We start from the raw sequence: 23480 nt of genomic DNA, 5'->3' as shown, positions 1-23480 counted from the left end.
GTCCAGGGGGGCGGAGCCCCCCTGGTTCGGGAAGGGGCGGGTCTGGGGCGCATCCGCGAGGACCCACCGGAACTGACTCGACGTCCACCCGCCCCGCGGCCGCGCCCGCCGGATCCGCCCCTCGGCGGCAAGCACCCGCAGGACGCGCGAGCCGACGGCCTGCCGCGCCTCGTACGACTTCCCCGGGTAGACGGTGACCTTCTCCCTCAAGTCCGGCACGGCCTCGGCCAGTTCGGCGGCGCCCGCCTCGCCGAGCCGCTCCAGGGCGGCGAGCGCGGCCCGCTCCACGGCGGCGTACCGCCGCTCGTCCCAGCCCGCGCCCGCGAGGAAGGCCCGGCACCCCTCGCGCTCCTTCGCGGCCACGGCCCGCGCGGTCGACGCGTGCACGACGGGCACGAGCGGGGTGGGCACGACGAACATGGTGCGCCGCATGCACAGCATCCGCGTCACGGTGAGGTCGTCGTACAGGCCGCGCTCGATCTCGGCGACGGTGGGCCGGGCGAGCCGCGCGGCGGCGGACAGGAACACCGTCGCGGGGTCGGTGGCGTGCAGGCCCACGAGGGCGTCGGCCACGTCCTCGACGCGGGTGACGCGGGTGTCGCGCCGCAGCAGGTGCCGCGCCCCGAGCCGGGCGCGCCGCTCGGCGTCGGTGACGGTACGGCGGGCGATCACTGAGCCGCCTCCTGCTCCTGGCCGGAGGGCCGGTCGAGCGCGGGGTTGGGGGTGAGGATGCGGCGCAGGATCCGCTCGACCTCGGCGCGCGTCGGCGGGGCGGGCGCGGCGAGGGCGCGCAGGCTGATCCCCATGAGGGCGGCGCCCGCGGCGGCGGCGGTCTCCGGGTCGGTGTAGTGGGTCAGGGCCCGCACGGACAGTTCGTTGTGCTCCTCGGCGATCGTCCGCAGGGCGGGGCGGCGCAGGGCGGCGAGGTAGAGCTCGAACTCCACGACCTGCTGGGCCCGTTCGGGCCCGCCGTCGGGCGGGAGCACGGCGTCGGCGAGCAGCACGGCGCACTGCTCGGGCGTGAGGCCGGGCCGGCGCGCCACCCACTCGTCGAGATACTCCGAGAAGCGGTCGACGGAGCGGCGCAGGGCCGCCGCGATCAGGTCGTCCTTCGTGGCGAAGTGGTACGTCGTCGCGCCGAGCGGCACGCCCGCCTCGGCGGCGACCGCGCGATGCGTGAGCCCCTCGACACCGCGCGCGGCGATGACCCGCTCGGTGGCCTCGACGATCTCCTCGATCCGCCGCGCGGGGTCACGACGCCGACGCCCTTCGACGGCCATACGGTCTCCTCAACGCACAGAGAACAGCAACATCAGTACGTACGTACTGTACTGCACACCCCATTATCCAGAAAACTCGACCCCGAAAAACCAAAAATGTCCGTATTGCGCCCAACATCCTCATGGCCTACAGTACAGATGTACAAGTAAGTGAACCCCCCGAGAGGTGATCCCCATGAGCAGCCCCGCCTTCGCCCCCTGCCTCGGCGTGACGAACACCGACGCGACCGTCGCCTTCTACGAGAAGCTGGGCTTCACGGCACTGCCCGGCAACAACGACCCCGAGGACGACCTGCGCATCCTGCTCTTCGAGGGCAGGTTCGCGCTGATGGTCCACCGCGACGAGCACCTGCGGAAGTGGCTGCCCGTGCACAAGGACACGCCGGTGGGCGCGTTCGGCATGTTCTACGTGGGCGTCGACGACTTCGCCACGTACGCGGAGCGGATCCGCCCCCTGGTGAACGTGATCAAGGAGACCACGGTCGAGGGCCGCCCGATCATGTACTTCACCGACCCGGACGGCTACGTGATCGGCGTGAACCAGCGCCAGGAGGGCGAGGCCTGACCCGCACCCGCCAGCGGCAAGTGGAAACGGGCCGGGCGGGTGGGAAAAAATCCGCGAAGCGGCAAAAACAAAGGGGCCCGGGACCGAAACCGGTCCCGGGCCCCAAGAGCCACCCGACAAGGGCTACTTGTCCCCCTGCTTACCCTCGCCGGAGGCAACCGGCTTACGGAGCGAGATGTTCAACTCCTTGAGGCGGGCCTCCTCGAGGACGGTAGGGGCCCCCATCATCAGGTCCTGCGCGTTGCCGTTGAGCGGGAAGGCGATGGTCTCGCGGATGTTCGGCTCGTCCGCGAGCAGCATCACGATCCGGTCGACGCCAGGGGCGATGCCACCGTGCGGCGGCGCGCCGAGGCGGAACGCGCGCAGCATGCCCGCGAACTCCTGCTCGACGGTCTCGGCGGCGTAGCCCGCGATCTCGAAGGCCTTCAGCATGACGTCCGGCTCGTGGTTGCGGATCGCGCCGGAGGACAGCTCGATGCCGTTGCAGACGATGTCGTACTGCCAGGCCAGGATGTCCAGCGGGTCCTTCTCCTCCAGGTCCTTCATGCCGCCCTGCGGCATCGAGAAGGGGTTGTGGGAGAAGTCGATCTTTCCGGTCTCCTCGTCCTTCTCGTACATCGGGAAGTCGACGATCCAGCAGAAGCGGAAGACGCCCTCCTCGAAGTGCCCCGCACGCTTCGCGGCCTCGACGCGCACCGCGCCCATGATCTTCGAGACCTCGTCGAACTCGCCCGCGCCGAAGAAGACGGCGTGACCGGCGGCGAGCGAGAGGCGCTTGGTCAGCTCCTCGACGTTCGCCTCGGTGAGGAACTTGGCGATCGGTCCGGTCAGCGAGCCGTCCTCGGCGACGCGCACCCAGGCCAGGCCCTTGGCGCCCTGCTCGACCGCGTACTCGCCGAGGCCGTCGAAGAACTTCCGGGACTGCGCGGCCGTGTCCGGCACCGGCAGGGCCCGCACGTGCTTGCCCGCGAACGCCTTGAACTCCGAGTCCGCGAACACGTCGGTGATGTCGACGAGCTCCAGCTGGGCGCGCAGGTCCGGCTTGTCCGAGCCGTACTTCAGCATCGACTCGCGGAACGGGATGCGCGGGAACGGCGAGGTGACCTCGCGGCCGCCGCCGAACTCCGTGAACAGCTCGGTCATGAGCTGCTCGATCGGCCGGAAGACGTCCTCCTGCTCGACGAAGGACATCTCGACGTCGAGCTGGTAGAACTCGCCCGGCGAGCGGTCCGCGCGGGCGTCCTCGTCGCGGAAGCACGGCGCGATCTGGAAGTACCGGTCGAAGCCGGAGATCATGAGCAGCTGCTTGAACTGCTGCGGGGCCTGCGGCAGGGCGTAGAACTTGCCCGGGTTCAGGCGGGAGGGCACCACGAAGTCGCGCGCGCCCTCGGGGGAGGTCGCGGTGAGGATCGGCGTCGCCATCTCGTTGAAGCCGAGGGCCACCATCTTGTGGCGGATCGCGGCGATGACGGCCGACCGGAGCATGATGTTCCGGTGCATGCGCTCGCGGCGCAGGTCCAGGAAGCGGTACTCCAGGCGCCGCTCCTCGTTGACCCCGTCCTCCGCGTTGATCGTGAACGGCAGCGGGGCGGCCGCGCCGAGCACCTCGACCTCGACGGCCTCGATCTCGATCTCGCCGGTGGGCAGCTCCGGGTTCACGTTCTCCGTGCCGCGGGAGACGACCTTGCCGTCCACGCGGACGACGGTCTCCTTGGAGAGCTTGTCCAGGACCTCGGCGGCGGCCGTGCCGGGGCGGGCCACCAGCTGCGTGATGCCGTAGTGGTCGCGGAGATCGATGAAGAGGATGCCGCCCAGGTCGCGCCGATTGTGCAGCCAGCCGCTCAGCCGGACGTCCGTGCCGACGTCAGAGGCGCGGAGCTCACCGCACGTGTGGGACCTGTACCGATGCATCGTCGTTCATCCAGTCTTTCGAGATCGGGGGATGCCGACTCGGGCCGCTTCCGGACGCGCCCGAGAGAACTTGCTAGCTGTCAAGGCTACCGTCCGGCGCAAGATCACTTCCCCTCGTATACGAGGGGCCTGCGTCCCCCGGGGCCAAGGTGGCGAGTGGTCCGGACCTCTTCCTACAGTGGATCAATGCGCACCGATGAGCCCCGCGAGCGGATGGGGGACGCCTCTCTGCCGCCCGGCCAGGGCGCGCTGCCGCCCGTACGAGACGTCCTTGCCGCCATCGCGACCGGCCTGTGGCGCTGGGACAACGCGCGCGGGACGGTCACCCTGGACGCGGAGGCGGCCCGCCTGCTCGGCCTGCCCGAGCGCGAGGTGACCACCACGGAGGCGGCGGTACGGTCCCGCTTCCACCCCGTCGACTGGAACGAGATCCACGGCATCGTGCAGCTCGCCGTCGCCGAGGGCACCCTCGCCGAGGCCCGCCTGCGGATCATGGACGAGCAGGGCCGCCGCGTCCTGCGCACGGTCCGCAGCCGCACCCGTCCGATCGTGCACGACGCGTCGTCGAACGCGTACGAGCTGATCGGCACCCTCCAGGAGGTCACCGAGCCCTCCCCGGGCGCCGCCGCCCGCACCCCCGTGACCGGCGACTGGCGCCGCTCCCGTGAGGCGTTCCTCCTGGACGCGGGCCGCGCGCTCGCGGAGGCCCGCTCCACGGAGGAGGTGCTCAGGGTGGCCGCGGGCCTGTCCATGCCCGGGTTCTCGCCGGACGGCCTCGCCGTGTTCGGCGCCACGGGCGACCGGCTCACTGTCGTCGGCCACCACGGACACCACGGCTACGGAGACGACGACCCGCTCGCCTCGATGCCCCTGGACACCGACTACCCGGCCGCCGAGGTGCTGCGCACCGGCCGCGCGGTCTATCTGTCCTCTCCGGAGGAGTACCGCCGCCGCTACCCGACGACCTGGCCGCTCGCCTCGCGCTTCAAGCGGCAGTCGTGGGCGTTCCTGCCGCTGATCGTCGCGGGCCGCACGATGGGCGCGTGGATGGCGGCGTTCACGTACCCCGTGTCGTTCACGCCCGACGAGCGCTCCGTGCTCACCACCGTCGCCCGGATGCTCGCGCAGGCCCTGTCGCGGGCCGGGGTCGCCGAGTCGGAGCGTGAGCTCACCGAGGGCCTGCAGCGGTCGATGATGCCGACGCTCGGCCCGGAGATCCCCGGCATGAGCGTCGCCGCCCGCTACGTACCGACGGGCGGCGGGCTCCAGGTCGGCGGCGACTGGTACGACATGATCCCGCTGCCCAGCGGCCGCATCGCCTTCGTCATCGGCGACGTCCAGGGCCACGACGTGCGGGCGGCGGGCCTGATGGGGCAGCTGCGGATCGCCCTGCGGGCGTACGCGTCCGAGGGCCACCGCCCGGACGCGGTGCTCTCCAGGGCGACGCGTTTCCTGTCCGGCATCACGGACGGCATCAGCTACGGCTCCACGGACAACCGCGACGACACGGGCGCCGACCCGCGCTTCGCGACCTGTCTCTACGTAGAGGCCGATCCGGCGACCGGCATCCTGGAGATCGCCCGCGCGGGACACCCGGAGCCCGTCATACGCATGGCCGACGGCACGGTCCTGCAGCGGCCCATCGCGGGCGGCCTCCCCCTCGGCATCGACCCGGACGCCGACTACCCCACGAGCCGTCTCGTCCTGGACACCGGCGAGACCATGCTGATCTGCACCGACGGCCTCATCGAGACCGGCGGCCACGACCTGGACACCGGCTGGTCGCGCATCCACGGCATCCTCAGGGAGTACGAGGGATTCGAGGGACCCGGGGAGTACGGGGAGTACGCGGACCCGGCGGGGGCCGTCCACGGCTACGACGGCTACGAGGGTTCGAGCACGGCGGTGGACGACGGCCTGGAGGCGCTCGCCGACACCCTCGTACAGGCCGTGCACGGCCCTTCGTCGCACCACACCACGGGACCGCTCGCCGACCGCCGCGAGGACGACATAGCGGTCCTGCTGCTCCGCCGCACCGGCCGCCCCGAGCAGCAGCGCACCCGCGTCCGGCGCACCATGCTGACCATCGCCCAGGCCGAGCCGGAGCGCGTGGCGGGCGCCCGCGGCCACCTCCGGGACCTGCTGCACGACTGGGCGGACGCCGACCAGGTCGACTCGGCGGTCCTGCTCGTCTCCGAGATGGTCACCAACGTCCTGGTGCACACCGACGGCGACGCGCTCCTGGTCGCCGAGGTCACCGAGGTCACCGGTGAGGCGGGCGCGCGCAGGCTCCGCGTGGAGGTCACCGACGGCAGCGACGACCTGCCGCACAAGCGGCACCCCGGCGAACTCGCCTCCTCCGGGCGCGGGTTGGTGCTCATGGAGCTGCTCGCGGACCGGTGGGGCGTGGACCCGCGCGGCGAGGGCAAGAGCATCTGGTTCGAGCTCTACGAAGCGCAGGAAACGCCGGGGGACCTCTACGAAGCGCCTGGGGACCTCTACGAAGCGTCGGGGGAGCTCTCCGGAGAGGCGGCCGACGCGGATTCCGCTCCCGCGTAACGGGCCCGCAGCTCCGACAGCACTCCGAAGGCGGCGGCGGTCAGCGGCACGGCGAGCAGCATCCCGATGATCCCGGCGACGGACGCGCCCGCGGTGATGGCGAGCATCACCACCGCCGGGTGCATCTGCACGGTCCTGCTCTGGATCATCGGCTGGAGCACATGCCCCTCGAGGACCTGCACCGCGAGGACCACGCCGAGCGCCCACAGCGCGATGGCGACCCCGCGATCGGCAAGGGCCACCAGGACGGCGATCGCACCCGAGAGGAACGCCCCCAGATACGGGATGTAGGCCCCGACGAAGACGAGCGCCCCGAGCCCGGCCGCCCCCGGCACGCGCAGCACGAGCAGCCCGACGGTGATGCACACGGCGTCGATGAGCGCGATGAACGTCGTCCCGCGCATGAAGCCCTCGACGGCCGTGAACGCCCGGCGGGCCATCGCCTCCACCGTGTCCGCCGACGCGGCGGGCACCAGCGAGCGCAGCGTGTCCGCGGCCTTGTGCGAGTCCCGCAGGAAGAAGAAGACCAGCAGCAGCGCGAGCACGGCGGTGGCGATCATCTCGCCGACGACGCTGAGGCCGCTGACGACGCCGGAGGCCGCCGTCCCGCCGAACTTGCCGAGGAGTTCCTTGGAGTTGGACGCCAGGTCGTCCAGGGACGTGCCGGCCGCGCCGAAGTGGTCGGCGAGGGACCGGCCCGCGTCCTTGAGGGAGGCGACGATCTGGTCGCCGGTGTCGATGAGCGCGACGACGACGATGTAGACGGCCCCGCCGACCACGGCGAGCACGGCGGCGCAGGTGAGCCCGGCCGCGAGCGAGCGCTGCACCCGCATCTTCACCAGGCGCCGGTACAGCGGCCCGAGCAGCGCGGTGCCCAGCAGCGCGAGCAGCACCGGCGTGACCGCCGTCTTGAACACCACGCACAGCCAGACGCCGACACCGGCCACGCCGGCGACGAGCAGCACGGCGGCGCACCAGGCGGCGACGCGCTGGACCGGCGGGGGCAGAAGGGTACGCACGCCTTCACCGGATCACGGCCGGTGCCGCCCCGCACGGGGGTGTACGCCGTACGGGGCGGGGCACCCCGCCCCGTACGCCACCGGGATGTCACATGCCGTGCACCGCGGGCACGGACCCCAGAAGCCCCTTCTGGTAGTCCTCGAAGGCCTGCTGGAGCTCGGCCCGCGAGTTCATGACGAACGGCCCGTAGTGCGCCATGGGCTCCCGGATCGGCTGTCCGCCGAGCAGGACGACCTCCAGGTCGGGCGTGTGGGAGTCCTGCTTGTCGTCGGCCCGGACGGTGAGGGAGCCACCGGCGCCGAAGACGGCCGTCTGCCCCAGCTCGACGGGGCGCCGCTCGGCCCCGACGGTGCCGCGCCCGGCGAGCACGTACGCGAGCCCGTTGAAGTCCTCTCTCCAGGGGAGGGTGACTTCGGCGCCGGGCCGCACGGTCGCGTGGATCATCGTGATCGGCGTGTGCGTGATCCCGGGCCCTTCGTGCCCGTCGAGCTCACCGGCGATCACCCGAAGGAGCGCGCCCCCGTCGGGCGAGGTGAGCAGCCGCACCTGGCCGCCGCGGATGTCCTGATAGCGGGGGTCCATCATCTTGTCCTTGGCGGGCAGGTTGACCCACAGCTGGAGGCCGTGGAAGAGCCCGCCGGACAGGACGAGCGACTCCGGCGGCGCCTCGATGTGCAGCAGGCCCGAGCCCGCCGTCATCCACTGGGTGTCTCCGTTCTTGATGGTGCCGCCGCCTCCGTTGGAGTCCTGGTGGATGAAGGTGCCGTCGATCAGGTAGGTCACGGTCTCGAAGCCGCGGTGCGGGTGCCAGGGCGTGCCCTTGGGCTCCCCGGCCGCGTACTCCACCTCACCCATCTGGTCCATCATGATGAACGGGTCGAGGTACTTGTAGTTGATCCCGGCGAACGCCCGGCGCACCGGGAACCCCTCGCCCTCGAAGCCGCTCGGAGCGGTCGTCACGGCGAGCACGGGACGCGCCACGGCATCGGCCGGGACGGTCACGCGGGGCAGGGTCAGCGGGTTCTCGACGGTCACTGCAGGCATGGTTCGGACCTCCTTGTACGCTCAGATTAGTTGAACGTAGAACTTTCTGCCACTTCGAAACACGGAACGCCCGGAGGGCATTCCCTCCGGGCGTTCACGTGATCAGTCGAGAGAGCGGCAGCGGCCAAAACCGGGCGGGTCGCCCAGCGTGCCTACATACGCCTGGCGTCTAGCCGTACATGCGGCGCATCGCGAAATCCACCATCTGCTCGACGGCCTTGGCGTCGAACACCATGCGATGCTCACCCTCCATGTCGAGGACGAAGCCGTAGCCGGTCGGCAGCAGGTCGATCACCTCGGCACCGGTGATGACGAAGTACTTGGACTCCTTGCCCGCGTACCTCCGCAGCTCCTTGAGCGAGGTGAACATCGGGATGACCGGTTGCTGCGTGTTGTGCAGCGCGAGGAAGCCCGGGTTGTCGCCGCGCGGGCAGTACACCTTCGACGTCGCGAAGACCTGCTGGAAGTCCTCGGCGGACATCGACCCCGTGGTGAACGCGCGCACCGCGTCCGCGAGGGACGGCGGCGAGGGCTCGGGATACAGCGGGGCCTGCTGGCCGTAACCACCGGGCATCTGCGCGTGCTGCTGCGGCTGTTGGGGCGGGGCGTACCCCTGCCCGGCACCGGCGTGCTGGTCGTAGCCGTACATGCCCCCCAGCGTACCGACCCTGGCGTGGGCGCCCACCCGTATCCACCGCCCCGCACCCGGCCCCGCACCCGCCAATGGCGAACAACCCCCGCGAGGGGCGTCCCCCGCCATCCGACCGGAAACGGGCGGGCGGGTGGGAAACAACGCCGCGCGCAGCGCGGCGCACCACCCACCGACCCGCACCCGGGCCCGATGCGCCTCCGGCCCGCCGCTTCGCGGCGGATCTACCCCGCCCGCCCACCCCACGCGCAGCCGACAGAACATTCTGTAGTGGGCGCTAGACAATGAGAGGGCGGGAGGGGTACGGTTTTTGTAGCGAGGGCTACAGATGCACTCGGAACCGAGGGGGGACCTCCCATGTCCACGACCACGTCCACGTACGCACGGACCACCGCCGGCCCCAAGGCCGGCCCCACCCTGCTCCTGGCCCACGGCGCAGGCGGCTCCTTCGCCGCCAACTACGGCCCGATCATCGAAGACCTGACCAAGACCCACAGAGCCGTGGGCATCGACTACCCGGGCACGGGGGCCACGCCCCGCTCCACGGCCCCCCTCGACCTGGACACCCTCGCGGACGAGCTGATCGCCGCGGCGGACGCCGAGTCCGCGGACACCTTCACGCTCGTGGGCTACTCCCTGGGAGCCCCGGTGGCGATCAGGGCGGCGACCCGCCACCCGGACCGCGTGACGGCCCTGGCCCTGACGGCCCCCTTCGCCCACCCGGACAACCGCCTGACGTTGACGGCCCGCACCTGGCGGGACCTGGCGGCGTCCGGTGAGCGGGACATCCTGGCCGAGTTCCTGGTCCCGCTCGCCCTGAGCCCGGCGGCCCTGGAGGCCCTGTCCCCACAGGAGCTGGCGGCCACCCTGCGCGGCACGGCGGACACGCTCCCGGAGGGCACGGAGGAGCACGTGGACCTGGCGTCCCGCGTGGACGTGCGCGCGGACCTGCCCCAGATCTCCGTGCCGACGCTGGTGATCACGACCACGGAGGACCGCCTGGTCCCGCCGACCCTGCACAGGGAGGTCGCCGCGGGCATCGCGGGCGCCCGCACCGCGGAGCTGGCCACCGGCCACCTGCCGTTCGCCGAGCAGCCCGCCCAGTGGCAGAAGCTCATCACCGAGTTCCTCGCGGAGGTGCCCGGCAAGTAGAGCCTGCTCACACTTGGGCCATCAGGGGTTGCCTCTTATTACCGGCGGGTAGCATCATGGACAACCACTTGCTACTTACTGGTACGCACTCGAGGTTCAGCCTCCCGAGCCACTAACGGAGCCGTCGCCATGGGGCACTACAAGTCGAATCTCCGCGACATCGAGTTCAACCTCTTCGAGGTGCTCGGCCGCGACAAGCTGTACGGCACCGGCCCGTTCGCGGAGATGGACGTCGAGACCGCACGGAACATCCTCGGCGAGCTCGCCCGCCTCGCCGAGAACGAGCTGGCCGCGTCCTTCGAGGACGCCGACCGCAACCCGCCGGTGTTCGACCCGGAGACCAACACCGCGCCGATCCCGGACTCCTTCAAGAAGAGCTACCAGGCCTTCATGGACTCCGAGTACTGGCGTCTCGGCCTGCCCGAGGAGATCGGCGGCACCACCTCGCCCCGCTCCCTGATCTGGGCGTACGCGGAGCTGCTCCTCGGCGCCAACCCGGCGATCTGGATGTACTCCTCGGGCCCGGCGTTCGCCGGCATCCTCTTCGAAGAGGGCACCGAGGCGCAGAAGAAGATCGCCGAGATAGCCGTCGAGAAGCAGTGGGGCTCGACGATGGTCCTCACCGAGCCGGACGCCGGTTCGGACGTGGGCGCGGGCCGCACCAAGGCCGTGCAGCAGGAGGACGGCTCCTGGCACATCGAGGGCGTGAAGCGCTTCATCACGTCCGGCGAGCACGACATGTCGGAGAACATCCTCCACTACGTCCTCGCCCGCCCCGAGGGCGCGGGCCCCGGCACCAAGGGCCTGTCCCTGTTCCTGGTGCCGAAGTTCGAGTTCGACTGGGAGACCGGCGAGCTCGGCGCCCGCAACGGCGCGTACGCGACGAACGTCGAGCACAAGATGGGCCTCAAGGCGTCCAACACCTGCGAGATGACGTTCGGCGACAAGCACCCCGCCAAGGGCTGGCTGATCGGCGACAAGCACGACGGCATCCGCCAGATGTTCCGCATCATCGAGTTCGCCCGCATGATGGTCGGCACGAAGGCGATCTCCACGCTGTCCACGGGCTACCTGAACGCCCTGGAGTACGCCAAGGAGCGCGTCCAGGGCCCCGACCTCGCCCAGTTCATGGACAAGACCGCGCCGAAGGTGACGATCACTCACCACCCGGACGTGCGCCGCTCCCTGATGACGCAGAAGGCGTACGCGGAGGGCATGCGCGCCCTCGTCCTGTACACCGCGGCCGTCCAGGACGACATCGCGGTCAAGGAGGCGACGGGCGAGGACGCCGCCCAGCTGAACGCCCTCAACGACCTGCTCCTGCCGATCGTGAAGGGCTACGGCTCGGAGAAGGCCTACGAGCAGCTGGCCCAGTCGCTCCAGACCTTCGGCGGCTCGGGGTACCTCCAGGAGTACCCGATCGAGCAGTACATCCGCGACGCCAAGATCGACACGCTCTATGAGGGCACCACCGCCATCCAGGGCCAGGACTTCTTCTTCCGGAAGATCGTCCGCAACCAGGGCGCCGCGCTGAACGGCCTCGCCGAGGAGATCAAGAAGTTCCTCGCCGTCGGCACGGGCGGCGAGGAGCTCGCCGGGGCCCGCGAGGAGCTGGCCAAGGCCGCCGTCGAGCTCGAGGCCATCGTCGGCGTCATGCTGACGGACCTCGCGGCCACGGAGAAGGACGTCAAGTCCATCTACAAGGTCGGCCTCAACACCACGCGCCTGCTGCTCGCCTCCGGCGACGTCGTCGTCGGCTACCTGCTGCTGCGCGGTGCCGCCGTCGCGGCGGAGAAGCTGGAGACCGCCGCCGCGAAGGATGTGCCGTTCTACCAGGGCAAGATCGCCGCGGCGAAGTTCTTCGCGGCGAACGTGCTCCCGGGCGTCGCCACCCAGCGCGCCCTCTCCGAGGGCGTGGCCCTCGACCTCATGGAACTCGACGAGGCGGCCTTCTAAGCCCCCTCGCACCGGTGGCCCGCCCCTCCCCGGGGGCGGGCCACCGGCCTGTTCGGCGACAGCCGCGTACGCCTCCGTGCCCGCCGCTCCGCGGCGGGAGCTACCCCGCCCGCCCGCCCCATACGCCGCCGACGGCGGGCAACCCCCACAAGAGGCGCCCACCCCGCGTAAAGGTGGAAACGGGCGGGCGGGTGGGAGACAACCGCCGCGGTAGCGGCGGAGGCCCGCAGACAGGACCGCCGAGGGCCCAGGGGCCTGGTTAAGGTGACCGCATGAGCACACGCCCCCGCTTCGACCGCGGTCACACCGACGACCTCATGTCCTTTCTGGCGGCGAGCCCGTCGCCGTACCACGCCGTGGCGAGCGCCGCCGAGCGGCTGGAGAAGGCCGGCTTCCGGCAGGTGCAGGAGACCGACGCCTGGGACGCCACGAGCGGCGGCAAGTACGTGCTGCGGGGCGGCGCGATCATCGCGTGGTACGTGCCGGCGGGCGCCGCCGCCCACACCCCGTTCCGGATCGTCGGCGCCCACACCGACTCGCCGAACCTGCGCGTGAAGCCGCTGCCGGACGCCGGCGCGCACGGCTGGCGCCAGGTCGCCGTGGAGATCTACGGCGGGCCGCTGCTCAACTCCTGGCTGGACCGCGACCTGGGCCTCGCAGGGCGCCTCACGCTGAAGGACGGCTCGACGCGGCTGGTCAACATCGACCGCCCGCTGCTCCGCGTGCCCCAACTGGCCATCCACATGGACCGTTCGGTGCACAGCGAGGGCCTCAAGCTCGACAAGCAGAAGCACATGCAGCCCATCTGGGGCCTCGGCGACGACGTGCGCGAGGGCGACCTGATCCGCTTCGTCGAGGAGGAGTGCGGCATCGCCCCCGGCGAGGTGACCGGCTGGGACCTGATGACCCACTCCGTGGAGCCGCCCGCGTACCTGGGCCGCGACCGCGAGCTGCTCGCGGGGCCGCGCATGGACAACCTCCTGTCCGTGCACGCCGCGACGGCCGCGCTCGCCGCCGTCGCCACCGCGCCGGACGCCGACGCGCTGCCGTACATCCCGGTCCTCGCCGCCTTCGACCACGAGGAGAACGGCTCGCAGTCCGACACGGGCGCCGACGGCCCGCTGCTCGGCGGCGTCCTGGAGCGTTCGGTGTTCACGCGCGGCGGGTCCTACGAGGACAAGGCGCGCGCCTTCGCGGGCACGGTGTGTCTGTCCTCCGACACGGGCCACGCCGTGCACCCCAACTACGCCGAGCGGCACGACCCGACGCACCACCCGCGCGCCAACCGGGGCCCGATCCTGAAGGTGAACGTCAACAACCGCTACGCGACGGACGGCGGCGGCCGCGCCGTGTTCGCCGCCGCGTGCGCGAAGGCGGGCGTGCCGTTCCAGTCGTTCGTCTCCAACAACGCGATGCCGTGCGGCACGACGATCGGCCCGATCACGGCGGCGCGGCACGGCATCAAGACGGTCGACATCGGCGTGGCGATCCTGTCCATGCACAGCGTCCGGGAGCTGTGCGGCGTCGACGACCCGCCCATGCTGGCGGACGCGCTCCTGGCGTTCCTCGAAGGCTGACGTCCGCGCGTCCACGGGAGCGGATCGTCCGCTTCTGGGTACTCATGGCCGCATGAGGCTTCTCGTACGCGACCGGCTGCTCGGCATCGGTGACGACTACTGGATCGAGGACGACCACGGCCGCAAGGTCTTCCTCGTCGACGGCAAGGCCATGCGGCTGCGCGACACCTTCGAGCTCAAGGACATGCAGGGCCGGGTGCTCATCGTCATCCGCGCGAAGATGCTCGCCCTCCGCGACACGATGGTGATCGAACGCGGGGGCGAGCCGCTCGCCACGGTGAAGCGGAAGCGGCTCTCCCTGCTGCGCAACCACTACCGCGTGACGCTGGTGGAGGGCACGGAGCTCGACGTCAGCGGCAAGATCCTGGACCGCGAGTTCGCGATCGAGTACGAGGGCGAGCTGCTCGCGGACATCTCACGGCGGTGGTTCAGCGCCCGGGACGCGTACGGCGTCCAGATCGTCCGGGACGACGCCGATCCCGCGCTGCTGCTCGCCGTCGCCGTGTGCGTGATCCGGATGGCGGAGAAGGAGCGCGGGCAGGACTGACAGGCGGCGTCAGGGGCGGCGCGGCTCGGCCACGCCCAGGAGCCGGTCCTTCAGCGCCGGGAACTGCTCCCGCGTCTCGGCGACCTTCGCCAGGTCCAGGTCCACGGTGAGGACCTCCGCCGCCGTGCCCCCGGCCTCGCCGAGCACCTCGCCCCAGGGGTCGACGGCGACGCTGGCCCCGGCCTGCTCCACTCCCGCGTGCGTGCCCGCCGTACCGCAGGCGAGGACGAACGCCTGGTCCTCGACGGCCCGCGCCCGCGCGAACAGCGACCAGTGCGCCCGCCTGCGCGCGGGCCAGCCCGCGGGCACCACGAACACCTCGGCGCCCTGGTCGACGAGCCCCCGGAACAGCTCGGGGAAGCGCAGGTCGTAGCAGGTCGCGAGGCCGAGGACGGCTTCCGGCGTCCGCACGGTGACGAGTTCGGTGCCCGCGCCCATCAGGACGGCCTCGCCCTTGTCGAAGCCGAAGCGGTGGATCTTGCGGTAGGAGCCGGCCAGCTCGCCGGACGGGGAGAAGACCAGGGAGGTGTTGTAGAGGGGGCCCTCGCCCGCGGCGGAGCCGCCGTCGGAAGCGGCCCGTTCGGGGATCGACCCGGCGTGCAGCCACACGCCCGCGTCGCTCGCGGCCTTGGCCATCGCCTCGTACGTCGGACCCTGAAGCGGCTCGGCCTCCGTGGCGAACGCCTCGTACCCGAACGCCCCCGTCGTCCACAGCTCCGGCAGGACGACCAGATCGGAGCCCTCCCGCCCGGCGACCTCGCGGATCAGCGACGAGACGCGCTGCCTACGGGAATTGACGGATTCGTCATCGTCTACGGCGATCTGGAGGAGAGAGGCGCGCACAGTACCACCGTCCTGGCATTCGAACCGTCAAGTAGGCCTACGATCGTCACACGAAAGCACTGCCGGGGTGCCCACGGGCAGCGTAACTTAAGCCCCCAAGACACCCACCGCCCGCGTACGACCGCCGAGGGGTCCCGTGAGTCTCCATCCCAGCCTGCAAACCTACGCCGATGCCTGGACCCACGCCGTGGATGCGATATCCGAGCTGGTGACGCCGCTCGCCGAGGGCGAGTGGAACCAGCCGACGCCCTGCCCGGGCTGGTCCGTCCGGGACATCGTCTCCCACGTCATCGGCCTCGACTGCGAGATGCTGGGCGACCCCCGTCCGATCCACACCCTGCCGCGCGACCTCTACCACGTGCAGAACGAGAGCCAGCGGTACATGGAGATGCAGGTGGACGTGCGCCGCCACCACACGGCGCCGGAGATGACCTCCGAGCTGGAGTACACGATCATCCGGCGCAACCGCCAGCTGCGGAACGAGTCGCGCGACCCGTCGGCGAAGGTGCGCGGCCCCCTCGGCTCGGAGCAGACCCTCGAACTGGCCATGCGGGTGCGGGCCTTCGACGTGTGGGTGCACGAGCAGGACCTGCGCACGACCCTGCGCAAGCCGGGCAACCTGGAGTCCCCCGGCGCGTACGTCGCCCGCGACCTGCTCCTGCAGGGCCTGCCGAAGGTCGTCGCGAAGAACGCGGGCGCCCCCGCCAACTCGGCCGTCGTCTTCGACGTGAGCGGCCCCGTCGAGTTCCTGCGCACGGTCCGCGTCGACGCGGAGGGCAGGGGCACCGTCGACAACACCCCCTCGCTCGGCCCCCTCGTCACCATCGGCATGGACTGGGACACGTACTTCCGCCTCGCCTGCGGCCGCGTGACGTACGCGGCGGTCAGGGACCGGGTGAAGGTCGAGGGCGACCAGGACCTCGGCGACGCGATCCTCGGGGAGTTCGCGGTCACGCCGTGACGCGGGCCCGCCGTATCACGGGCACGCCATGACGCGGGCAGCCGGGGAGACGGCGCCTCCCCGGCCCGTCAGGCCGCCGGCACGTGCACCGTCTCCACCCGGCTCGCGACGAGCCGCTCGCGCTCCCGCCGGGCGGCGCGCCCGCGCAGGCGCAGGATCTGGCTGACGCCCAGGGCCTCCAGGGCGAAGACCGCCGAGAAGGCGACGCGGTAGTTGTCGCCCGTCACGTCGAGCAGGACGCCGATCGCGAGCAGCGTCGTCATCGACGCGACGAAGCCGCCCATGTTCGTGATGCCGGACGCGGTGCCCTGCCGCTCCGGCGGGTTCGCGGGCCGGGCGAAGTCGAAGCCGATCATCGAAGCGGGCCCGCACGCCCCGAGCACCGCGCACACCACGATGAGGAGCCACAGGGGCGCATGGTCCCCGGGGTACGCCAGCATGGCCGCCCACACGAGCGCCGTCGCCGCGACCGTGCCGAGCGCCAGGGGCAGGCGCGCCGCGTGGTGCCGGGCCACGATCTGGCCGTAGACCAGGCCTATCGCCATGTTCGACAGGACGACCAGGGTGAGCAGGTCGCCCGCGGCACCGCGCGAGAGTCCCTGCGCCTCGACCAGGAACGGCAGTCCCCAGAGCAGCAGGAACACCATCGCGGGGAACTGCGTCGTGAAGTGCACCCACAGGCCGAGCCGCGTGCCGGGCTCCCGCCACGACAGCGCGATCTGTTCGCGTACGAAGCCGGGTCCGGCCTTCGCGCGGGCCGCGGGCGGCTCCGGCTCGTGGCCCTCCGGGTGGTCCTTGAGGAACAGCGACATCAGGACGAGGACGACGACTCCGGCGAGCGAGCTGCCCGCGAACGCCGCGGTCCAGCCGACCTCGTGGAGGAGGCGCGCGAGGACGAGCGTCGACACGAGGTTGCCCGCCATGCCCACCAGGCCCGCGAGCTGCGCGACCAGGGGGCCGCGCCGGGCCGGGAACCAGCGCGTGCCGAGCCGCAGGACGCTGATGAACGTCATCGCGTCACCGCACCCGAGCAGCGCGCGCGACGCGAGCGCGGTGCCGTACGACGGCGAGAGCGCGAAGCCCAGCTGGCCGACGGTGAACAGGACCACGCCGAGGGTGAGGACCTTCTTCGTGCCGAGCCGGTCGACCATCAGGCCGACGGGTATCTGCATGCCCGCGTACACGAGCAGTTGGAGGATCGAGAACGTCGACAGGGCGGAGGCGTTGACGTGGAAGCGGTCGGCCGCGTCCAGGCCCGCGACGCCGAGGGACGTGCGGAAGATGACGGCGACGAAGTAGACGGCGACGCCGACGGACCAGACGAGGACGGCCCGTTTGCCGCCCGGGGGATCACTCGGGAGGCGTCCGGAGGGGGAGCTCATCGCGTCGCCCCCCGGGCGAGGTTCTGGAACCAGCCGACGTGCCGGGTCACCACGGCCACCGCCGCGTCCGCGTCGGCGGCGGTGAGCGCGGCCAGGATCTCCTCGTGCTCGGCGAGGGTCTTCGCGATCCGGTCCGGGTGGGAGTGCATCACGGCGACGCCCATCCGCAGCTGGCGGTCGCGCAGCTGGTCGTACAGACGCGACAGGATCTCGTTGCCGCCGCTGCGGACGATCTCGGCGTGGAAGCAGCGGTCCGTCGTGGCCGCCCCGGCGAGGTCGCCCGCCGCGGCCTGCTCCCGCTGCTTCTCCAGGAGCTTTGCGAGCCGGTCGAGCAGGCCCGGCGGCGCGGGCACCGCCTTGCGCACCGAGTGGGTCTCCACGAGGAGGCGGGTCTCGACGACGTCGGCGATCTCCTGCGCGGACACCGGCAGGACGAGCGCGCCCTTCTTCGGGTAGAGGCGGAGCAGCCCCTCCACTTCGAGCTTGAGCAGCGCTTCGCGCACGGGGGTGCGGGAGACGCCGACGGCGTCGGCGAGTTCGCCCTCGGTCAGGAGGGTGCCGCCTTCGTAACGGCGCTCCAGGACGCTCTGTTTGACGTGGGCGTAGACGCGCTCGGCGGCGGGGGGCTGTTTGGCGGGAACCAAGGGGACCGTGGGGGCGGTGGGCATGCGCACAGCATAGATACAACACGTATACGGGGGATCTTCGGTCCACGATCCGGACAGCGCCTTCATGTCGTGATTCGGCCAGCTCCCTCATGCCGCCATACGGACAGCGCCCTCGTACATGCGGGATCACACGACAACTTTCGGGTCACTTTTTCCGTCGTCCGTGCATCCTTCACGCCCCCTCGCGAGTCTTGTCCGTGGCGGCTCCCCCATGTCGTCTGTAATTCGGGGGGTTTGGGGTGCGGGCCGCCCAACTCACGTATCAGGGACAATGGAGCGTCTACCTTGAGAATCCGGACAACTGGCATGCGCCGCGCGTCGGCAGCAGCCGTCGTCACCGCCGGGGCCGTCATGGCGACGACGGTCATCACGGCACCCGCCGCGCAGGCCGCCGCGCCGCCCAAGCCGTCGATCTCGGCGAAGGGCGGCTTCCTGATGAACAGCGGGACGGGCAAGACGCTGTTCACGAAGGGCGCCGACTCCCGCCTCAAGACGGGGTCCACCACGAAGATCGCGACCGCGCTCACGGTGCTGAACCAGCCGAACCTGAACCTGAACCGCAAGGTCAAGTACCAGAAGGCGTACAGCGACTACATCGTCCGCAACGGCGCGTCCTCGGCCAAGGGCCTCATCGTCGGCGACAAGGCCACCGTCCGCGACCTGCTCTACGGCCTGATGCTGCCGTCCGGCTGCGACGCCGCCTACGCCCTCGCCGACACCTACGGCAAGGGCTCCTCGCGCGGTGCCCGCGTGAAGTCGTTCATCGGCAAGATGAACAAGACCGCCCGCGACCTCGGCCTGCGCAACACGCACTTCGACTCGTTCGACGGCATAAGCAATGGTGCGAACTACTCGTCGCCGCGCGACCTCACCAAGCTGACGGTCAAGGCGATGAAGAACTCGCTGTTCCGTACGGTCGTGAAGACGCGGTACCACAAGGCGAAGCCCACGATGCCCAACGGCGGCACCCGTGGCATGCCCACGTGGGGCAACACCAACCAGCTCCTCGGCTCCTACCGCGGCGCGATCGGTGTGAAGACCGGCTCCGGCGCCCAGGCGAAGTTCAACCTCGTCTTCGCCGCGACGCGAGGCGGCAAGACCATCGTCGGCACCGTCCTGACGGCGCCGACGAAGGAGTCCCGTTACAAGGACGCCAAGAAGATCATGGACTACGGCTTCAAGGTCGCGTAACCGCGCCTGCACATGAAGGGCCCGCCGCACATCGCGGCGGGCCCTTCATGTGTGAGCCTACGTCCAGGTCATCAGCCGCTTCGGCTGCTCCAGGATCGCCGCCACGTCGCCGAGCACCTTGGAGCCCAGCTCCCCGTCCACCAGGCGGTGGTCGAAGGACAGGGCGAGGGTCGTGACCTGGCGGGGCTTGACCTTGCCCTTGTGGACCCACGGCTGGAGCTTGATCGCGCCGACCGCGAGGATCGCGGACTCGCCGGGGTTCAGGATCGGCGTGCCCGTGTCGATGCCGAAGACGCCGATGTTCGTGATCGTGACCGTGCCGCCCTGCATGGCGGCCGGTGACGTCTTGCCGTCGCGGGCCGTGGTCACCAGTCCGCCGAGCGCCTCGGCCAGCTCGGGCAGGGTCTTGGCGTGCGCGTCCTTGATGTTCGGCACGATCAGACCGCGCGGGGTCGCCGCGGCGATGCCCAGGTTCACATAGTGCTTCTGGACGATCTCCTGGTTCGCCTCGTCCCAGGCGGCGTTGACGTCCGGGTTGCGGCGGATCGCCACGAGGAGCGCCTTGGAGATCAGCAGGAGCGGGTTCACCCGCAGGCCCTCGAAGGCGCGGTCCTGCTTCAGCTCCTCGACGAGCTTCATCGTGCGCGTCACGTCCACCGTCACGAACTCCGTGACGTGCGGCGCGGTGAACGCCGAGCCGACCATCGCCTGGGCGGTGGCCTTGCGGACGCCCTTGACCGGGATGCGGGTCTCGCGGGCGTCGGCGGGCGCGGGCGCCACGACGGGCTCCTGGACCACCGTCGGCTGCGGGGCGGGCTCCGGGACGGCCACCGCCGCGTGGACGTCCTCACGGGTGATGATCCCGTCGGGGCCCGACGGCGTGACCGTCGCCAGGTCCACGCCGAGGTCCTTGGCGAGCTTGCGGACCGGGGGCTTGGCGAGCGGGCGCGCACCGGTCGCCGGGGCGGTGGCCGCGGCGGCGGTGGCCGCGGGCGCCGGGGCGCTGTGGCCGTTCAGCTCGCCCTGGATCGCCGCCGTGAAGGACGGTCCTGCGGGCGGCTCGTCGGCCTGGCCGGGCACCGGCTTGCGGGCGCGGCGCTTCGTGGAGGACTCGGCGACGCCGTACCCGACGAGGACCGGCTGACGGCCCTTGGGGGCCTCGGGCGCCTCCGGCTCGACGGCCGGCGCGGGCTCGGGTGCCGTCTCAGGCGTGGCCTCGGGCGTGGCCTCAGGAGCGGGCGCGGAGCCGCCCTCCGGCCCCACCGTGATGATCACCTGGCCGACGTCCACCGTCGTGCCCTCCGGGAACCGGAGCTCCCGGACCGTGCCGTCGAACGGAATGGGCAGTTCCACGGCCGCCTTGGCCGTCTCCACCTCGCACACGATCTGGCCGTCGGTGACGGTGTCACCCGGCGCCACGTACCACTTGAGGATCTCGGCCTCGGTGAGCCCCTCGCCCACGTCGGGCATCTTGAACTCACGCACCGCCGACGCAGTGTCAGTCATTGTCGTCACGACCTCTTCCCTCAGTACGCAAGCGAGCGGTCGACGGCGTCGAGCACCCGGTCGAGGCCCGGCAGATAGTCCTCCTCCACCCGGGCGGGCGGATACGGGGCGTGGAAGCCGCCGACCCTCAGCACGGGCGCCTCCAGGTGGTAGAAGCAGCGCTCGGTGATGCGCGCGGCGATCTCCCCGCCCGAGCCGAAGAACACCGGCGCCTCATGGACGACGACGAGGCGGCCGGTCTTCTCGACCGAGGCCTGCACCGTGTCGAAGTCGAGGGGCGAGACCGAGCGCAGGTCCACGACCTCCAGGGACTTGCCCTCGTCGGCGGCGGCCGCGGCGGCCTCCAGACAGGTCTTCACCATCGGGCCGTACGCGACCAGCGTCACGTCCGTGCCCTCGCGGGCCACGCGGGCCTTGTGCAGCGGGTCCGGGATGGCGTCGGTGTTGACCTCGCCCTTGTCCCAGTAGCGCCGCTTCGGCTCGAAGTAGATCACCGGGTCGTCGCTCTGGATGGCCTGCTGCAGCATCCAGTACGCGTCGGACGCGTTCGAAGGAGTGACCACCTTCAGGCCCGCGACGTGCGCGAACAGGGCCTCCGGGGACTCGCTGTGGTGCTCGACGGCGCCGATGCCGCCGCCGTACGGAATGCGGATGACGACCGGCACCTTGACCTTGCCGAGCGCCCGCGCGTGCATCTTCGCGAGCTGCGTGACGATCTGGTCGTACGCGGGGAAGACGAAGCCGTCGAACTGGATCTCCACCACCGGGCGGTAGCCGCGCAGGGCCAGGCCGATGGCCGTGCCGACGATGCCCGACTCGGCCAGCGGCGTGTCGATGACGCGGTCCTCGCCGAAGTCCTTCTGCAGCCCGTCCGTGACCCGGAAGACGCCGCCGAGCTTGCCGACGTCCTCGCCCATGACGAGGACCTTCGGGTCGGTCTCAAGCGCGTTGCGCAGGGATTCGTTGATCGCTTTGGCGATCGGCAACTTCTGTACGGCCATGGTTACTTGCCCTCCCCGCCCGTGGCGGCGCTCACCGGGGCGTCCGCGAACGACGCCTGGTAGGCGGCGAACTGGGCCCGCTCCTCGTCCACGAGGGCGTGCCCGTCCGCGTAGATGTTCTCGAAGATCGACATCGGCTCGGGATCCGGCATCGCCCGCACCACCTCTCGCACTCGTTTGCCCAACGCCTCGGCCTCCGCGTCGAGTTCCGCGAAGAATCCCTCATCAGCGTGGCCTTCGGACTCCAGATAGGCGCGCAGGCGCTTGATCGGGTCCTTCGCCTCCCAGGCCTCGCGCTCCTCGTCGCGCCGGTAGCGCGTCGGGTCGTCGGAGGTGGTGTGCGCGCCCATGCGGTACGTGAACGCCTCCACCAGGGACGGGCCCTCGCCCGCGCGCGCCCGCTCCAGGGCCCACTTGGTGACCGCGAGCGAGGCGAGCACGTCGTTGCCGTCGACGCGGACGCCGGGGAAGCCGTAGCCCTGCGCGCGCTGGTACAGCGGCACCCGGCTCTGCTTCTCCGTCGGCTCGGAGATCGCCCACTGGTTGTTCTGGCAGAAGAACACCACCGGGGCGTTGTAGACCGCGGAGAACGTGAACGCCTCGGCCACGTCGCCCTGGCTGCTCGCGCCGTCGCCGAAGTACGCGATCACGGCGCTGTCCGCGCCGTCCTTGGCCATGCCCATCGCGTACCCCGTGGCGTGCAGCGCCTGCGAGCCGATGACGATCGTGTACAGCTGGAAGCCGTTGCTGTTGGGGTCCCAGCCGCCGTTGTTCACGCCCCGGAACATGCCGAGCAGCAGCGTCGGGTCGACGCCCTTGCACCAGGCAACGCCGTGCTCGCGGTAGGTGGGGAAGACGTAGTCGTCGTCGCGGGTGGCGCGCCCCGAGCCGACCTGCGCGGCCTCCTGGCCGAGCAGCGAGGGCCACAGGCCGAGCTCGCCCTGGCGCTGCAGGGTGACGGCCTCGGCGTCGAAGCGGCGGGTGATCACCATGTCCCGGTACAGGGCACGCAGGTCGTCCGGCGTGATGTCCGCGACGTACTTGTCGTACTCGGGGTTCTTGACCCGGCGGCCCTCGGGCGTCAGCAGCTGTACGAGCTCGGTGTGGCCATCCCGAGCCGCGTCCTTCTTGGCGCTCGCACTCTTCTTCGCGCTCGCACTAGCGCGCTTGCCGCTGGTGGCGCGGCGCGGCGTGCGCGCGGCGGTGCTTTCCACGGTCACGTGTGCTCCTCCGTCGGTCCGGCCCCCGGGGTCCACCGGGAAGGCCAGTACGGCTCGCCCGATTCCAGCCCGTCGCACGGGGTGGGTGCGGCTCAGCCGGGACAAGGCGTGACAGGTGCCCCGGCGAGCGCCCTTCTCCAAGCACGTTACCCAGTGTGTCCCAAAACTGTGAAACCCCATCTGACCTGCAATTTTGCTTGGATTTCCAAGTAAATATCGCTAGGAAATCCAAGTAAATCGAGAAAGGGGGAAGCACTTCCTGGTCACGACACTGATCACAGCCTGGCAGGGGGCCGGAACACCGGCACGTTATCCCGGCCACCCCGGGCACGGGAAGACTTGATGTGTGACACTGACACCGTGCGCGAAGATGGAAAAATCACCGTATTCCTGCTCGACGATCACGAGGTCGTACGGCGCGGAGTCCACGAAATGCTCACCGTGGAGT

At 70.9% G+C, this 23480-nt stretch carries 20 protein-coding genes and 1 pseudogene; 9 read left to right on the top strand and 12 right to left on the bottom strand.

The annotated features are described in order from the left end of the window. Positions 1-672: DNA glycosylase AlkZ-like family protein (locus ACFWZ5_RS35290; protein ID WP_384891743.1), on the bottom strand; the 672-nt coding region annotated here is incomplete at its 3' end. Then, the gene (locus tag ACFWZ5_RS35285) at positions 669-1280 is read right to left on the bottom strand and encodes a TetR/AcrR family transcriptional regulator (protein ID WP_384806882.1); all 612 of its coding nucleotides are present in this window, start codon (positions 1278-1280) and stop codon (positions 669-671) included. The genes ACFWZ5_RS35285 and ACFWZ5_RS35290, both read right to left, overlap by 4 nt. A gap of 175 nt (positions 1281-1455) precedes the next feature. Between ACFWZ5_RS35285 and ACFWZ5_RS35280 the strand changes: the two genes are divergently transcribed. Further along, positions 1456-1845 (top strand): VOC family protein, encoded by a 390-nt coding sequence (locus ACFWZ5_RS35280; RefSeq protein WP_384806879.1) that lies wholly within the window; start codon positions 1456-1458, stop codon positions 1843-1845. Between the two features lie 123 nt (positions 1846-1968). Here ACFWZ5_RS35280 and aspS read toward each other — a convergent pair whose 3' ends face one another. Continuing rightward, entirely contained in the window at positions 1969-3756 is a 1788-nt protein-coding gene (aspS, locus tag ACFWZ5_RS35275; RefSeq protein ID WP_384804054.1) for an aspartate--tRNA ligase, read from the bottom strand. Between the two features lie 213 nt (positions 3757-3969). Here aspS and ACFWZ5_RS35270 point away from each other — a divergent pair, with 213 nt between their 5' ends. Beyond that, entirely contained in the window at positions 3970-6315 is a 2346-nt protein-coding gene (locus ACFWZ5_RS35270) for a SpoIIE family protein phosphatase (protein WP_384804066.1), read from the top strand. Here ACFWZ5_RS35270 and ACFWZ5_RS35265 read toward each other — a convergent pair. The 3 genes from ACFWZ5_RS35265 to ACFWZ5_RS35255 all read right to left on the bottom strand — a co-directional run bounded on the left by ACFWZ5_RS35265 (position 6255) and on the right by ACFWZ5_RS35255 (position 9028). Then, on the bottom strand, positions 6255-7334 hold the full coding sequence (locus ACFWZ5_RS35265; protein ID WP_384804056.1) for an AI-2E family transporter: 1080 nt from the start codon (positions 7332-7334) through the stop codon (positions 6255-6257). The two genes, ACFWZ5_RS35270 and ACFWZ5_RS35265, sit on opposite strands and share 61 nt — an antisense overlap. Before the next feature lie 88 nt (positions 7335-7422). After that, a complete protein-coding gene (locus ACFWZ5_RS35260; RefSeq protein ID WP_384804058.1) occupies positions 7423-8379 on the bottom strand; it encodes a pirin family protein in 957 nt (318 codons plus the stop codon). A 169-nt stretch (positions 8380-8548) separates the two neighbouring features. Next, the gene (locus ACFWZ5_RS35255) at positions 8549-9028 is read right to left on the bottom strand and encodes an SseB family protein (protein WP_384804060.1); all 480 of its coding nucleotides are present in this window, start codon (positions 9026-9028) and stop codon (positions 8549-8551) included. A gap of 357 nt (positions 9029-9385) precedes the next feature. Here ACFWZ5_RS35255 and ACFWZ5_RS35250 point away from each other — a divergent pair, with 357 nt between their 5' ends. From ACFWZ5_RS35250 to ACFWZ5_RS35235, 4 genes are all read left to right on the top strand, one after another. Beyond that, positions 9386-10180, top strand: coding sequence for an alpha/beta fold hydrolase (locus ACFWZ5_RS35250; protein WP_384804062.1), 795 nt, complete (start codon positions 9386-9388; stop codon positions 10178-10180). A gap of 129 nt (positions 10181-10309) precedes the next feature. Then, positions 10310-12136 (top strand): acyl-CoA dehydrogenase, encoded by a 1827-nt coding sequence (locus tag ACFWZ5_RS35245; RefSeq protein ID WP_384804064.1) that lies wholly within the window; start codon positions 10310-10312, stop codon positions 12134-12136. A 272-nt stretch (positions 12137-12408) separates the two neighbouring features. Further along, on the top strand, positions 12409-13713 hold the full coding sequence (locus ACFWZ5_RS35240) for a M18 family aminopeptidase (RefSeq protein ID WP_384790319.1): 1305 nt from the start codon (positions 12409-12411) through the stop codon (positions 13711-13713). A 52-nt stretch (positions 13714-13765) separates the two neighbouring features. Next, positions 13766-14260 (top strand): LURP-one-related/scramblase family protein, encoded by a 495-nt coding sequence (locus ACFWZ5_RS35235; protein WP_384790316.1) that lies wholly within the window; start codon positions 13766-13768, stop codon positions 14258-14260. A 9-nt stretch (positions 14261-14269) separates the two neighbouring features. Here the strand turns inward: ACFWZ5_RS35235 and ACFWZ5_RS35230 are convergent, their stop codons facing one another. Next, positions 14270-15103 (bottom strand): carbon-nitrogen family hydrolase, encoded by an 834-nt coding sequence (locus ACFWZ5_RS35230; RefSeq protein ID WP_384790313.1) that lies wholly within the window; start codon positions 15101-15103, stop codon positions 14270-14272. Between the two features lie 136 nt (positions 15104-15239). Between ACFWZ5_RS35230 and ACFWZ5_RS35225 the strand changes: the two genes are divergently transcribed. Next, positions 15240-16064, top strand: coding sequence for a maleylpyruvate isomerase family mycothiol-dependent enzyme (locus tag ACFWZ5_RS35225; RefSeq protein ID WP_384790310.1), 825 nt, complete (start codon positions 15240-15242; stop codon positions 16062-16064). Positions 16065-16132: 68 nt separating this feature from the next. On the opposite strand, the gene ACFWZ5_RS35220 is transcribed toward ACFWZ5_RS35225, so the two are convergent. Further along, on the bottom strand, positions 16133-17446 hold the full coding sequence (locus ACFWZ5_RS35220) for a nitrate/nitrite transporter (protein WP_384790307.1): 1314 nt from the start codon (positions 17444-17446) through the stop codon (positions 16133-16135). After that, positions 17443-18114, bottom strand: coding sequence for a GntR family transcriptional regulator (locus ACFWZ5_RS35215; protein ID WP_384790304.1), 672 nt, complete (start codon positions 18112-18114; stop codon positions 17443-17445). The genes ACFWZ5_RS35220 and ACFWZ5_RS35215 overlap by 4 nt, the downstream gene beginning before the upstream one ends. A 306-nt stretch (positions 18115-18420) precedes the next feature. Here ACFWZ5_RS35215 and ACFWZ5_RS35210 point away from each other — a divergent pair, with 306 nt between their 5' ends. Further along, positions 18421-19305 carry a D-alanyl-D-alanine carboxypeptidase family protein gene (locus tag ACFWZ5_RS35210; protein ID WP_384790300.1) on the top strand — a complete coding sequence of 295 codons (885 nt, stop codon included), beginning with the start codon at positions 18421-18423 and terminating at the stop codon, positions 19303-19305. A gap of 57 nt (positions 19306-19362) precedes the next feature. On the opposite strand, the gene ACFWZ5_RS35205 is transcribed toward ACFWZ5_RS35210, so the two are convergent. Genes ACFWZ5_RS35205 through pdhA form a run of 3 tightly spaced genes read right to left on the bottom strand, consistent with a single transcriptional unit; the run spans position 19363 to position 23032 of the window. Beyond that, complete coding sequence (locus ACFWZ5_RS35205; RefSeq protein ID WP_384790297.1) at positions 19363-20820, bottom strand: dihydrolipoamide acetyltransferase family protein; 1458 nt, start codon at positions 20818-20820, stop codon at positions 19363-19365. An 11-nt stretch (positions 20821-20831) separates the two neighbouring features. After that, a complete protein-coding gene (locus ACFWZ5_RS35200) occupies positions 20832-21812 on the bottom strand; it encodes an alpha-ketoacid dehydrogenase subunit beta (protein ID WP_384790294.1) in 981 nt (326 codons plus the stop codon). A 2-nt stretch (positions 21813-21814) separates the two neighbouring features. Further along, positions 21815-23032, bottom strand: a complete 1218-nt coding sequence (gene pdhA, locus ACFWZ5_RS35195) for a pyruvate dehydrogenase (acetyl-transferring) E1 component subunit alpha (protein WP_384790291.1) — start codon at positions 23030-23032, stop codon at positions 21815-21817. A 360-nt stretch (positions 23033-23392) separates the two neighbouring features. Here pdhA and ACFWZ5_RS35190 point away from each other — a divergent pair. Further along, positions 23393-23480: pseudogene (locus ACFWZ5_RS35190) on the top strand (DNA-binding response regulator); the annotation flags it as partial.

Origin of the sequence: Streptomyces sp. NPDC059003, assembly GCF_042740445.1 — a bacterium.
Lineage (GTDB): Bacteria > Actinomycetota > Actinomycetes > Streptomycetales > Streptomycetaceae > Streptomyces.
This window is presented reverse-complemented; position numbering and strand designations above follow the sequence as displayed.

What these genes read in the sequence shown, in the direction of transcription:
- ACFWZ5_RS35240 (WP_384790319.1), top strand. Translation starts at nt 12,409, where the DNA reads ATGAGCACACGCCCCCGCTTCGACCGCGGTCACACCGACGACCTCATG.
- ACFWZ5_RS35255 (WP_384804060.1), bottom strand. Translation starts at nt 9,028, where the DNA reads ATGTACGGCTACGACCAGCACGCCGGTGCCGGGCAGGGGTACGCCCCG.
- aspS (WP_384804054.1), bottom strand. Translation starts at nt 3,756, where the DNA reads ATGCATCGGTACAGGTCCCACACGTGCGGTGAGCTCCGCGCCTCTGAC.
- ACFWZ5_RS35270 (WP_384804066.1), top strand. Translation starts at nt 3,970, where the DNA reads ATGGGGGACGCCTCTCTGCCGCCCGGCCAGGGCGCGCTGCCGCCCGTA.
- ACFWZ5_RS35280 (WP_384806879.1), top strand. Translation starts at nt 1,456, where the DNA reads ATGAGCAGCCCCGCCTTCGCCCCCTGCCTCGGCGTGACGAACACCGAC.
- ACFWZ5_RS35220 (WP_384790307.1), bottom strand. Translation starts at nt 17,446, where the DNA reads ATGAGCTCCCCCTCCGGACGCCTCCCGAGTGATCCCCCGGGCGGCAAA.
- ACFWZ5_RS35210 (WP_384790300.1), top strand. Translation starts at nt 18,421, where the DNA reads ATGCGCCGCGCGTCGGCAGCAGCCGTCGTCACCGCCGGGGCCGTCATG.
- ACFWZ5_RS35250 (WP_384804062.1), top strand. Translation starts at nt 9,386, where the DNA reads ATGTCCACGACCACGTCCACGTACGCACGGACCACCGCCGGCCCCAAG.
- ACFWZ5_RS35235 (WP_384790316.1), top strand. Translation starts at nt 13,766, where the DNA reads ATGAGGCTTCTCGTACGCGACCGGCTGCTCGGCATCGGTGACGACTAC.
- ACFWZ5_RS35260 (WP_384804058.1), bottom strand. Translation starts at nt 8,379, where the DNA reads ATGCCTGCAGTGACCGTCGAGAACCCGCTGACCCTGCCCCGCGTGACC.
- ACFWZ5_RS35215 (WP_384790304.1), bottom strand. Translation starts at nt 18,114, where the DNA reads ATGCCCACCGCCCCCACGGTCCCCTTGGTTCCCGCCAAACAGCCCCCC.
- ACFWZ5_RS35200 (WP_384790294.1), bottom strand. Translation starts at nt 21,812, where the DNA reads ATGGCCGTACAGAAGTTGCCGATCGCCAAAGCGATCAACGAATCCCTG.
- ACFWZ5_RS35245 (WP_384804064.1), top strand. Translation starts at nt 10,310, where the DNA reads ATGGGGCACTACAAGTCGAATCTCCGCGACATCGAGTTCAACCTCTTC.
- ACFWZ5_RS35285 (WP_384806882.1), bottom strand. Translation starts at nt 1,280, where the DNA reads ATGGCCGTCGAAGGGCGTCGGCGTCGTGACCCCGCGCGGCGGATCGAG.